We start from the raw sequence: 13,639 nt of genomic DNA, 5'->3' as shown, positions 1-13,639 counted from the left end.
GAAAAAATAGTAATTTTTGTTAATTTTTTCTAAAAAGTTATATAATAATCTCAAATGTTAAGCACAACTGGAAATTATTTGTTGTTAGTTGGTCTAAATTGTTAAAGTTTTGACTAAGTAAATTAAGATAATTTATCGTTGTGCTTTTTTATTTTAAAAACTAACAGGAGAGCAATTTGGAACAATAAAATTAAAAAATTAAAGTCACTTTTAAAAAATAAATAAACACTAATTACAGATACTGCAAATCTTCTTATTAAAAAAGAAATTTAACAACAATGGAAAAAATCAACAAATTTAAGTCAATATTTTTAAAAACAGCAATTAGCTTAGGACCGGTTTCTTCTTTGGCTATTTTGACATCCTGTTTTTCAAATGCAAATCACAGTGAATTAAAATCACAAAAAGACAATCCACTTCATTTTGAAACCGAAAATGACAATACAATCGATTTTCGCGTAATTTTTGGACTTACAGATCCCCGAACTCAAGCTCTAAAAGCAATTTTTGAAAAATGAAACCAAAAATCCGAAGTTAAAGACAAACAGGCAGGATTTTTACCGGTAAAATTAGAAAATATCGCGGCAAATTACATCGATGATCAAACTAATTTAACAACATTTTTACAAGTTAAAGATACAAAAAAACTGCCGAATTTAACACTAAATTACCCAGCTCTGGCGGCTAGTTTGAATAAACACGGTATGATTTTGGATCTAAATTCCCAAAGCGATTTAGCCCAGACTATTAAAAATAGTTATGATGAAAGATTTCTGGCTGAAACAAAAAATGTACCTGGAATTGACCAAAATACACTAGCTTTTTTACCAATTCTAAAAACTTCAAAGGCACTTTTGCTCGACAAACCAGTTTTATCATACATTTTAGAATCGGCAAAAACAAGTCCTAATTTTAAAATTAGCGAGTCTGATAAAACACGAGTTGAAAATCTAGATCCAAAAAAAACTGATCTTGAATATATTAAAAAAGTCTGAGGAGAGTACAAAAGTTTTCCTTCAGATCAAGGCGGTTTTGAAGGCTATACTTTTAGTTTTGAAAAATTCAATAATTATAAAGACCTAATTGATTTTTTAAGTCGAGTTAGAAAATCGTTCCCAGATGCCGAAAAAGGTAGTCAAACCGAAAAAGTTAACTTTTTACTCGGACTAAATGATACAGCTGCACTCTTCTTTTTTGTAGCATTTGCCCAGGCAGATGGTGAATATGAAAATTCAAGTTATTTTAAAAATCTTGATGGTGTCTCGCTCAACTATACAAGTCTTTTTGATGAGACAACCAAAAGTCACCAAAATACAAAAAAAGCCTATGAAATATTGTCAGATTTAGTAAAAAATAAATTACTTGGTCCAACAAGCGGCAGAACTAAAGCTAGCGAATTTTTAAAAAATCACCAATTAGTTTTTGCAATTACTTCAACAAGTGATTATTCGCGTAACTTTGAAAAACAAGGACAAAATTTTTTACGTCTAAAAGTTAATACAAAAACTTTTGACTACCCGGTTGGCTCAAAATCTAAAATTTGAAAAATAGTAAGTGAAGAAAATATGCCTGCAAATGCAATTGCAAAAGTTCACCAAATTTTAGATAATTCAACCGGTTATGTTTATGAAGCAGATGCATTTTCTGTCAAAGAAAACGATATTTTTTTAAGCAAAACTGATGACAAGGATCTAATTGAAAAAATAAAAAACGCTATAAAATCAAAGACTAATTTAAATAGTTTTAATTTTTTAGCAATTGATTCTGATTTTGACAAGTGAGTTGCTGATAAAACAAAAGAAGATTCAAACACCTCTTCACTTTATGTTGAATCAGCAAAAAACAAAGTTAAACTCTTTAATCAACCTGAAAATGCTTTTATTTTTTCAAAATCACACCAAAAACTTAATGAAGACGAGTTAGAATTTCTCAACGAGCCTTCAAAAACACAAGAGTCAAATAAATTTAATATTGTTACGTCCCAAGGTCCATCTTTGATCGGATTTTATAATAATGAAGTCGAAAATGAAGCCACACTTAACTTTATTAAATGATTTATTTCAGAAAAAATTGAATTTGACGGGCCAAATAACAAAAAAATGACTGTAACTCCAAGCGATTTTTTAGCATTTTCAGCTTCAAACATCAATCCAACTAAGGCAAATTTGGAATCAAATTTTGATCAAAATCCAGCTTTTGCAAAAAATAATGCTTTCAAAGTTGCTTATGAACAATTCCAAAGTCAGCTAAAAAACCCTGAAAAATATAGAGTTTTTACCGAACCTGCCGGAATTGACTCAAATACTTTCCGAAAAGCAACTTTAGGAAGTGTTTCTCAACTTTACAATCAGTTTTTAGCCAACCCGAATTTAAATCTTGAGTTTAATACTTTTCTTAGAATTCTAAAGGAGAATATTGGGGCATCAGTTAAATTAAAAACAGAAAAAAATACACAAAAATAAAATACTAAGGAGAAAAAAATGAACACACATAGTAAAAAAGGTACAAAATTAAGGCATAAAAATAACATAGCAAAGAAAATTAGTCGGATTTTCTTATCTTCTTTATCAGTTTTAGCACCAGTTGGACTTATTGCTTCTTGTGGTGTTGTGTCCGGTTCAAATGGAGTTAGAGGATTTACATTTGACACTCCTGAAGATGGTAAGTTAGTTTTTGGTCACAATTTTTCTTCAAGCGGAAATGAAATTAAAGCATTAAATAAAATTATCGAACTTTGAAATACAACCCAAAAAGATAAACCTGATTTTGTAGAAATGAAAGAGCAATCCTTTCAAGGGGGATATTCAGGAGCATCTAATTCAATTGACACTTTTTTAAACACAAAAGATCGACTTAAATTACCTAATATTGTTACAAATTATTCATCTTTATTGGCGATTGTAAATAAATATTCAATGACATTTCCGATTGTTACTGATCTAAAATCAGATCAAGATCCAACTGATGAGAATGAAAAAATTACCAAAAAATTCCTAAAAGAGCAAGGAATTGAAGACTTTTTGCAAATTAATTCAGAAATTCCGTTTCTTGATGAAAAAGGAGTCTACACTCTTCCGTTTGGAAAATCTTCTGAAGGTTTATATGTAAATAAAGTTTTATTTGGTTGAATTATTCAACAGGCAATGAATGACTCAAATCCAGCAAAAATTAAGCCTGAAGACAAAGCTTTTTTTGAAGAATTTACCAAATTAGCTACCCAAAAAACTGAAGATGTTAAGGAAATTCAAAAACTTTGAAAAGAATATGTGCCAAGCGCTGATGGTCTTTCTGGTTATGAGTTTAAAAAATCTGATATTGAAAACTTTAGTGATTTACAGAAATTATCTTCAAGAATTGTCAAAGCTTTTCCAAAAGCACTTGAAGGCTCAAGTCTAACTGCGGCAAAATCAGTTTTAGGAATTGACAATGCAGCTACTTTAATTTATGGGCTTTCACGTTCTTTGTCAGAAAATGATAAATCTAAAGAAGTTACCGTTTTAAATCGAAAAGAAAATCTTATTAGTTATACATCATTTTTCAAAAAACCTGAATCAGACAGATACAAAAATTTAAAACAAGTTTATGAGCTACTCACCAAAGGAATGGCTGATAAGTCAATTTATTTTACAACTCCTGGTGAATATAATTCAACTTATTTCCGTAATCATCAACAACTTTTTTCAATCGGATCAACAGCAGGATTTCACCATAATTACATAAGAGCAAACGACAAAAATTACAAAGTAAGTTTTACTCACGAAAATGTTGAACATATTTACAGCCCAAATGCAAGATTTTCGGCAGTAATTAAGGCATCAGATTTAGCAGACATCTCAAAAGAAATTAAAGTTAAAGCGCTTAATGGTAAAGACACCGTTAAAATTAAGCAATCAATTTTAGCTGAAATTAAAAGTCTTCTAGAAAAAAACCCGAAAAAAGAGTTGTTTTATTTTACTGACCGAGATGAGGTTCCTTCTGGAATCATTGAAGGATCATACAAAGTTCTTGATAAAGAAGAAAAATTTAAGCCAATTGTAATTACCGGATACAATGGCGTTGAAATAACAGAAGCCTCAAGTTCACTTAACGAAGATGAAATGGATATTTTAGCAGCACCGCACAAATTTGACAATAATTCAAAAATTACTGCCGTTGCTGCCCAAGGCCCTGATTTGATTTTTATTCACGCAAATGAAAAAGAAGACCGTGCTGTTAAGGCTTTTGTAAATTGAATCCTAACTGAAAAAGTCGACTTTGGTGACAAATTCGGAAAAATAACTCCTGTTGAGTATTTTTCAAAAGCAACTTCATATTTATTACCACTAAAATCAACGCTAAGTCCAGTTGTTTCTAAACCAAAAAACAAAGGTCAAAAATTAGCACTTGAACAATTTAGTCGTTTTAATGACGAACAAGCTAAAGCAAATTATTCGCTTGTTTATGATAATGCTGATGCTAGATCCTCTAAATTTCGTTCAAATTTAGACTCAACCGTTGCACAAATGCAATCACTTAAGGCAGCCAATGGCACTGTTCCTAGTTTTAACGATTTTCTAAACACTTTGAGTCAAAATTTAGGACCTGAATTTGCAAGAGAAAAAAATTAATCTGATAAATTTGTCTTATGAAAAGAAAATTTTTAAAGCTGTTTTTTACTAGTATAAATTTTACTTTTATCCCTTTTTTTATTGCCGCTTGTACAACAAATCAAGGCACCCAAGGTTACTTTCAGGCCCAAAAATACTATAAAATAGAGGATTTTTCACAAAATCCTGAGCTTGATTTGAAAAACCAAGATAGTCAATATGCCAAAGACATTGCAAAATTTCTTAATCCAAATTATTCTTGAACTGAAGAAGATAAACTGAAATTTAAAGACGATACTTTGCCTGATTCAAAATTTTTTAACCTCCAAAAAGTTCAAATTCAAAAATGGACTGATGGCGATACAGCGACCTTAAAATCTGTTGGCGAAGTTCTAATCGAACCTGTTTTTAATGTCAGAATTGAAAGTATTGACACTCCCGAGGTAGGAACGTCCCAATCTGGAACTTATAAAAAAACTGAAGGACTTGAGGCCGAATATGCTGGTCGGGCAACTAAATTTGCCGAAAAAATGTTGCCAAAAGGCACTGAAGTTTATTTTGTCTACCCAAAAACAGGTCCAGCGCGTTCTTTTAACCGTTATGTTGGAAGTTTATTTTTTGGTCATAATGGATTTTATAAATCTTATGGCGTTGAAATAACAAAAGCAGGACTTGCGGTTCCAACTTTGCAATCAGGATTTTCAGGAATAACTAACCAGACTACAATTTATTATTATAATTCAATCAAACAAGCAGCAGCAGTTGAGAATTCCATTAATAAAAAGTTCGGAATTTATGAAAAATTAAAAGATTCAAGCATATCTTCGCTTAATGAAAATCTTGAATCTATCTATAAAACACGAGGTCTTGCAAAAATTTCTGACTTTTTAGTTCTAGGTAAAGAAAATGAAAATAACAATGTTGTTGACTGGTATAAATTTAGGTTAGAAAATTCAAAAGATACAAAAAGTGGAAATAATAAATAATATGAAAAAAGCAGATGATAATAAAAAAATCGAAAAAAATAACTTTGAATCCGAGTTAAAAAAAATTCGGCAGGCCTCAAATAGTCGTTATAAATCGAAATTTTCAATACCTGCAATTGAAATTAAAGATCTAACAATTGACTTTGGTGAAACACTGGCTGTTGACAGTGCAAATATTAAAATTTACAAAGGTGAACTTGTTACACTTTTAGGACCCTCTGGTTCAGGTAAAACTACAATTTTAAATGCAATTGCTGGTCTTTTAAATCCAACTTCAGGTCAAATTATTTTCAATGGCGAAGATGTAACTCGAAAGTCACCTCAGCAGCGTAAAATTGGTCTTGTTTTCCAAAATTATGCGCTCTATCCGCATTTAAATGTTTTTGGAAACATTGCTTTTTCTTTGCATAATGACCCAAGATGAAAGCAAAAAGCACTTGAAAAATCGATGCTTGCACGTGTAAATGCTAATTCAATTGTTCTGGCCAAAAATGGTGCTTCACTTGAAGATCTAGAAATTTACAAAAATAAACTATTTGATTATTTTGATATTTACCGCCAATTAGAACATGATTATAACGAACTTAAAACACAAATTTATCATAATTTAAATCAACTTCAGACCGATTATTTTTTAATTGAAGCACACAAACAGGCTGAAATTAAAAATTTAACTATTGATTTTTTAAAATTAGGCAAGTCTGCATCAATTTTTTGGGCTTTTTGAAAAAGAATTTTTGGTAAAAAAGAAGGGGAAATTTGTCCAATTCAACAGGCAATTACTTTTCGAAAAGCTTATAAATTAAAAGTTGAAAAAATTAAAAAACAAGCCAAACTTGACAAAAAAGCTCATAAAAACAAAATTCAGGATGAAAAATACGCAATCAAAAATGCTCCTGAACTAGTTCGAGCTCGGCAAAACTTTTTGGAACAAAAAGCACTTTTATATGAAAAATTAGAAAAACTTGAGAAATTGCAAGCACAATTTCTTAGTAATTCAAAAATAGAGCTGGCTAAAATTCAACAAGGTTTTAAAAATTTTTCTAATAAAACAAGTCTAAAAGATGCTGAATCGATCAAATTAGATTATCAAGAACAAATTGAGGCTTTCAATCAACGAAAAAAAGAAAAAGAGCTTTGATTTAAAACTGAAATTGAAAACGAAAAAAATCAAATTAAAAATTCAGGAAAACTTGCAAATCTTGAGCAAACTTACCTTGAGACAAAAAAGAAATTTCTTGAAACAAATACTCGTCATTCACCGAATTTGTTGCTTTTAAAATCGCTTAAAACTAAATCAAAAACTTACAAAAAGGAAACTTTAAAACTCTTTTTAGACTATGAAAGAAACTTGATTAATAAGTTTTCGCTTAATACTTCAAAGTTAAACGAGCAAGAATTAAAGCAATATCAAGAGTATCAAAATGATAATATTTCAATAAAAGAAGCAATAAATCGTGCTGTTTTACGAACAGCCGAGAAGGTTGAAATAACTAAAAATTTAGCTAAAAAACCAACAAAACTTTCTGGTGGACAACAACAAAGAGTTGCAATTGCCCGTGGAATTGTTCGACATCCTGATATTTTGTTAATGGACGAACCACTTTCAAATTTAGATGCAAAACTAAGAGTCCAAACTCGTCAGTGAATTCGAAAAATTCAAACTGAAATCGGAATAACAACTGTTTTTGTTACTCACGACCAAGAAGAGGCGATGTCAATTTCGGATCGAATTATTTGTATGTCAACTGGATATGTTCAGCAAATTGGAACTCCAACTGAGTTGTATCATAATCCTAAAAATGAATTTGTTGCCTCATTTTTAGGTGTTCCAGAAATGAATATTTTTGATGCTTTTTATGACAAAGAAACTAAAAGCGTCATTGTTGATAATCAAATAATTTTTGAATTATTAAAAGATTATGAGCATGAAAAAATAAGAGTTGGGATTAGGGCTGAAGATTTAGTTGAAAATGAAGCTGGTAATTTTCAAGGCAAAATTAGCGTGATTGAATATTTGGGAAAAGATATTCTTGCCAAAATTGATGTTGAAAATATCGGTCAAATTTCAATAATCTTGCGTAAAAAACCGGCCTATGAAATCGATGAAATTGTCAAATTTAATATTAAATCAGGAAAATTACATCTATTTGATTATCAAACAAGGGAGCGAATCCAATGAATTTAATTAATAGATATTTCCTAAAAAAGCGAATTAAAAAAACTAATCTTGAACTAGGAATTTTGGACCAAAAACAACCATTTTGAAAGCCTTTTTTAATATTGCTGCCCTCAATTTTAGTTATTTTTATTTTTACTTTTTTACCATTTTTATACTCAATTTCTAAGTCTTTGAGTATCGAAATTAATCCTAATATTGCCGGTAATACTCGACTTGGTTTTGATAATTTTGTTGATTTAATTACCCTTGATACTAATTTTCATATTGCAATTCGAAATTCTGTCATTTATTCGATAGCAGCACTACCACTTGGCTTAATAATTAGTTTAATTATTGCCTCGACAATTGCCTCACTACACCGAAAATATGCCCGTGGATTTTGACAGACTGTCTTTTTTTTACCTTATGTAACCTCAGGTATTGCCGTTTCAGTTGCTTTTGCCTATATTTTTGATAGTGAAACTGGCTTTATTAACCGTCTTTTTGGTATTTCAACAAGGTGACTAAATTCAGGAAATCCTTCATCTTTTAATGCGCTTTTAGTTGTTTTAATGTCTGGAGTTTGAAGAAGTCTTGCTTTTGAAGTTTTAATTTTAACAACCGCAATGCTTTCAGTTAATCCAACACTTTATAAAGCAGCGGCAATTGATGGAGCTAGTCCGGTTCGTCAATTTTTCAAAATTACTTTACCTTCAGTTTCAAGAACGATTAACTTTTTAATTACAATCGGAATTATCGGCGGAATTAAAGTTTTTCCAATCGGTATTTTTGCAAACGAAACTGAAGCAATTAGTAATGGGGGCGCAACTTTATTGATATATATTTACAAAAATGTGCGCGGAACACCTAACTTTGCCCAAGCAGGTGCTTTGACTATTTATCTTTTTGTTTTTGGAATTGCCCTTTCAGTTGTTGTCAAAAAGTTTTTAAGCACAATATTTTTAGTAGCTGACAAAATTACGGAGAAAAATGTTCATTATAAAATTAAAAATTCTAAAATATATTAGCGATAAAAAAACCGCTAGAGTAACTGAGTCAATTAATTCTCAAGTTCGCAATAGAAATATTACAAGTGCAATTTCAAGCTTTTTGCTCAAGTTCATCGTGCTTTTCTTTTTTGGAATTTTAATAGTTTTTCCTTTTTATTTTATGTTAGTTTATTCACTTTCACCTGAAGAGCAAATTCTTGACACGCGTATTCCGGTTTATTGACCTAATCATTTTGCTTGGGATAATTTTGTCAAAGCTGCCCAGTCTGGTTATTTTGCCGCTTTAGGAATCACGGTTTTAGTTACTTTAATTTCTGTCGTTGCAAAAGTTTTTTTCTCAATGACTTTTGGTTATGCTTTTTCACTAAGAAAGTGAAAATTTAAACATGCTTCTTGAGTTGTTTTCCTTTCAATTTTAGTCCTTCCCGAAACTGCGCTTTTAATTGGGCAATACCGAATTATGGTAATGCTTGGTTGAAATGACGGTTTTCAGTCAATTTTTGCCCTAACAAGTCCATTTGTTGCCTCAGTTTTTTCCGGATTTATGTTCCGAAATGCTTTTGAAGAAATTCCTGATCGAATTAAAGAAGCCTCAATGGTTGATGGTTGTTCTGGTATTAGATATTTCTTCCGCGTTGCAACACCAATGATATCGCCAACAATTTGAACTGTAGGAATACTAACTGCTTTTTCAGCTTGAAATTCAACCCTTTGACCACTTTTAATATTACAGTCTAATTCGGCTGATTTAACAACTTTAAATACTTGATTATTACAAAAAGTTGGGGTTGCTGATGAAACAGCCCAAATTCCCGGAGGCTACTTTAAAAACATCAGAATGGCCGGTGCGATTTTAACAATTTTACCAATGTTCATTGCTTATTTTGTCTTTCGTAAACGAATAATGAACGCAGTCTCACGCCAAGGATCAACGGTAAAAGGATAAAATATGACTAAATTGACAAGTTTTTTTAAAAAAAATAAAGAAAAAATCGGACTTAAATTACAATCATCATTTATTTGGGTATCAGTTATTGTTGGTTTGGGTTTTACTGCTTTAACTTTTTGAGCAATTATCTATTTTTTCCAGCAAGCATTTTTAGACGGCTTTTTGTAAAAAAGTACAATTTTAAACAACAATTCCAAACATTTAATTGTTTGGAATTTTTTTTATTTTTACTTTTATTAAATAGTAAAAATTAGCCTTATTCCTGAGTTTCCCAGTTTGAAGGCAAAAATTCACTTTTTAGTGAATACAAATATAAAAAAATACCGGTAAATCGGTATTTTCCTAAATAGAAGATAAAAATGCAACGTATGGTATAATAATATTATTGTTGCATTTTTTTATTTAGGAAGTATCATGGAAAAAAGAAAATTTAAGCATTTTAGTTTTGAAGATTTAGTAAAAATTGAGTTTTTATTGCAGAACAATAAAAGTATTAGATTTATTGCTAAACAACTTAATGTTTCACCCTCAACTGTTTCAAGAGAAATTAAAAGAAATCTAAATGAATATGGAATTTATGAAGCTAATTTGGCAATAACAAAAAGACGAAAAAGATATTATCATAGGTATTATTTTAGATTTGTTGAACTAGGAAAATACGAGGAATTTAGCAAAATTTTTGCAGTAAAATATGACAAAAAAGTTCATGGAGTTAAAGCGACATATTTTTATATAGCAGAAAATTTTCCGAACATTGAAAGACCATCTTTAAAGACTGTTTTTAACTGAATCAAAACTAATAAATGGGTAATAGTTAGGAGTGACAGACTCAGACAATATTACAAAAAAGGTGGAAAAAGAACCAGAAATGTCGTGCAAAGATTAGTTCCATCAGGTTATGTAAAACCCATTTGAGCACGGGATAAATCCATAGATTCAAGGCAAGATTTTGGACATTGAGAGCTAGATTTAGTAGTTGGCAAAAAAGTTAGCGGACACGATAGTATCCTTACCTTAGTAGAAAGAAAAACCAGAAAATTATTTGCTAAAAAAGTACGAAATAAAAATCCCAGAGTCATCAATAAAGCCATCAAAGATCTTGCAAATGAAAATAATTTATATATCAAAACAATCACTTGCGACAATGGATTTGAATTTGAGCAAATTGCATTATTGGCATATTGGTTAAAAATAATAGTTTATAAAGCAGAGCCATATGCTTCATTTCAAAGAGGTTCTAACGAACATGCCAACGGATTAATTAGAAGGTTTTATCCAAAAGGTTTCGATTTCAACCTAATCAGCGATGATGATTTGCAAAATACAATCAGTAAAATTAACTCAATGCCTAGGGAAATTTTTAATTGAAAATCTGCTTTAGAGGTATTTAATGATAACTTGGTGATTTAACATTTAAAAAAAATCGCCAAACGGCGATTTTAAAAATACGTATGTGTTGCATTTATATTTTTAATTTGGGAAAAATACCGGTAAATCGGTATTTTTTTATCGTAAAACCTTATTTTTTATTAATTCCGTTTAATTACATTTTTAAATTAATTTTTATGGTATAATTATAAATTATGAAAAAACAAAATTTGGTTTTATTTAATGTTTGAGGAAACTCGAAAGATAAACTATATAAATATGTTGGCTGAACACAAGGTTACGGTAAAGCTCCAAAACGGTGATTTAGTTTAGGAAATGTGCAGAATTTGGAAAAAATTAATCCAAATGCTATTCAAATTATCAAAGAAAAGTTGAAATTATTTTCAAATTTAGATGACATGCATAAAGTTAAGATTGCTTTACTTGATTCTATTAAAAATTCCACCATAATCGAAGGTTCAGTTTTTGTTGGCGGGGAATTAATTGAAAAACTTATTGAAAAGCACAATATTTTTGAATCACTTCCTAAAAGTAGACATAAAAATATGAAAGAAATTTTTAACTACTTAATTTCAAAACGGATCACTGATCCTGGCAGCATTATTAATGCTTTTGATAAAAAAGATGACTACTCAAATCAAATAAATGCTTCCAAAAATAGCTTTTATAGACTCTTAGATCTTGTCTTTGAGTCACAAAATCAACTTTTAAATAGTGTCAACAAAATGGTTATAAGTGAACTTGGAAAAAGGGACAATGAATTTTATTTTGATTCATCAACAATCTATTTTGAGACATTTGAAAGAAATGGATTAAGAATTCCTGGTTATTCTAAAGATGCTAAATTCAAAGAAGATCAAATTGTCATTGGCTTAGCGTGTGATAAAAATGGTATTCCTTTTCATATTAAAGTTTTTAAAGGAAATACCGGTGATTCTAGTACATTAATCCCTTTTATTTTAGATGTTGAATCCAAATATAATATCAAAAATATGACAATAATCGCTGATCGTGGCATGTCAACTGCTGCAAATATTCGATTTCTTGAATCAAGAAACTATAATTTCATTATTTCTTATCGGGCAAAGGTAGGGACTCAAAAATTTAAAAATTATTTACTAGATCCTAGCGATTATGTTAATGTAAATGCGGATTTTAAGTATAAAAAAGAAGAATTTTATTCATCTTATAAGAATAAAAGGTACACCGAAAATATCAGAAGAAGAATTATTACTTACAGTACAAAAAGAGCAATAAAAGACAGAAAAGCTCGCGAAGAGCAAATCCAAAGTTTTATTAAAAAACAAAATAAAGACGGTTTTATTGAGGTAAACAAATTGTTTGGTAAAAAACCTAAATATTTTAAGGAAATTTCAAACATGAAATTTGAATTAGATCAAAGTAAAATTGACAAAGACAAACAATTTGACGGTTACTATGTTTATGAAACAAATATGCTAAATTTGAATGTCTTAGATATAGTTGAAAAATACCAAAAACAGTGGAATATTGAAGCTAATTTTAGAAGTCTAAAAGGTTTATTGAATATTCGTCCTGTATTTTTAAGAATTGACGAGCATATTCTAGCTCATACACTTTTGTGTTTTATCTCGCTAGTTATTTTAAAAACTATAATTTTTAAAATCAACAAACATATTAGTGATAACAAGTTATTTGAAAACAATCAATTAACTGAGATTGGTTTAGTAACGATGTTACAAAAATTAAGACAAAGGGTTGAATTTAACACTTTAGATCAGCAAATGATATTTAAAAATCGCGATGGTGTCCCTAGTGATCCGAATATTTGAAATAGGTACGATTTTTACTTTAATATCTTAATAAATAGGTAAAAAAATTGTAATTAACTTTTAACAAAAAATTTAAAAAAGTCCCTAAAACCGGATACTTTTTTAAAATTACCTTATGAAACTGGGAAACTCGGGGTAAAAATTAGCCTTATTATTCAGGATTTTATAAAAACTATAAATATTTAATTTTATAGGATCTAAAAAAGTGCCTAAAAACTTTGGAAAAATAACTATCAAGACAAAAACACTAAATTTTAAATCTGACCATTACGAAAGAAAAATCTACTTATTAATAAAATAAAGCAAACTAAGATGCCAAAATTTTAACTTAAAAAGCAAAATATGAAATATTTAAACTACTTTTTTAGGTTAAAAACACTGGCAAAAATCAATTCAAGGATAAAATAACAAAAATCATAAAAAAATACAACTACTATTTAAACTCAATGCAAATAGAAAACTCATTTTTATTTAAATTGAGCCTAAAAAAATATATGAAGTTTTGAAAGAACAATAATTAAAAGCCTTAAATTTACAGATTTCTAAACGGTTAAATTTAAGGCATTCCATTATATTTAAAGCCATAATGGAAAAAATGGCATTATCTAAATTTATTGTGCCAAAACATAATCAAGTCCTCCTTAATTCTAATATCAAAAATTTATTCTTTTATTCTTAGCGTGAGTTTTATTATAACCTAAAATTTTTTTAAACCAAGCATTTTTTTTTTTTTTTACAAAAGGCTAA

The 13,639-nt window shown here is 29.4% G+C and carries 9 protein-coding genes; all 9 read left to right on the top strand.

The genetic code is table 4. The features are described 5' to 3' along the window. Positions 1-278 precede the first annotated feature (278 nt). The 9 genes from V3249_RS02070 (at position 279) to V3249_RS02030 (ending at position 12,934) form a co-directional block, all read left to right on the top strand. Positions 279-2,462, top strand: a complete 2,184-nt coding sequence (locus tag V3249_RS02070; protein ID WP_337896740.1) for a P68 family surface lipoprotein — start codon at positions 279-281, stop codon at positions 2,460-2,462. A gap of 18 nt (positions 2,463-2,480) precedes the next feature. Continuing rightward, entirely contained in the window at positions 2,481-4,607 is a 2,127-nt protein-coding gene (locus V3249_RS02065; protein WP_341517654.1) for a P68 family surface lipoprotein, read from the top strand. A 17-nt stretch (positions 4,608-4,624) separates the two neighbouring features. Then, a complete protein-coding gene (locus tag V3249_RS02060) occupies positions 4,625-5,572 on the top strand; it encodes a hypothetical protein (RefSeq protein WP_337896742.1) in 948 nt (315 codons plus the stop codon). 1 nt (position 5,573) lies between these two features. Further along, complete coding sequence (locus V3249_RS02055) at positions 5,574-7,760, top strand: ATP-binding cassette domain-containing protein (protein ID WP_337902573.1); 2,187 nt, start codon at positions 5,574-5,576, stop codon at positions 7,758-7,760. Further along, a complete protein-coding gene (locus tag V3249_RS02050; RefSeq protein WP_069099082.1) occupies positions 7,751-8,761 on the top strand; it encodes a carbohydrate ABC transporter permease in 1,011 nt (336 codons plus the stop codon). Before V3249_RS02055 ends, V3249_RS02050 begins: the two co-directional genes overlap by 10 nt. Next, entirely contained in the window at positions 8,724-9,689 is a 966-nt protein-coding gene (locus tag V3249_RS02045; RefSeq protein WP_010321150.1) for a carbohydrate ABC transporter permease, read from the top strand. The genes V3249_RS02050 and V3249_RS02045 overlap by 38 nt, the downstream gene beginning before the upstream one ends. Positions 9,690-9,692: 3 nt before the next feature. Further along, positions 9,693-9,860, top strand: a complete 168-nt coding sequence (locus V3249_RS02040; protein WP_010321151.1) for a hypothetical protein — start codon at positions 9,693-9,695, stop codon at positions 9,858-9,860. A gap of 246 nt (positions 9,861-10,106) precedes the next feature. Beyond that, positions 10,107-11,102: an IS30 family transposase gene (locus tag V3249_RS02035; RefSeq protein WP_337902733.1), complete on the top strand. Its 996-nt coding sequence runs from the start codon at positions 10,107-10,109 to the stop codon at positions 11,100-11,102. Between the two features lie 173 nt (positions 11,103-11,275). Further along, on the top strand, positions 11,276-12,934 hold the full coding sequence (locus V3249_RS02030; protein WP_341513580.1) for an IS1634 family transposase: 1,659 nt from the start codon (positions 11,276-11,278) through the stop codon (positions 12,932-12,934). Positions 12,935-13,639 lie beyond the last annotated feature (705 nt).

This window comes from Mesomycoplasma ovipneumoniae, from assembly GCF_038095995.1.
GTDB lineage: Bacteria > Bacillota_I > Bacilli_A > Mycoplasmatales > Metamycoplasmataceae > Mesomycoplasma > Mesomycoplasma ovipneumoniae_F.
Note: the sequence above shows the minus strand (reverse complement) of the source record. Positions and strands in the feature narration are given on the sequence as shown.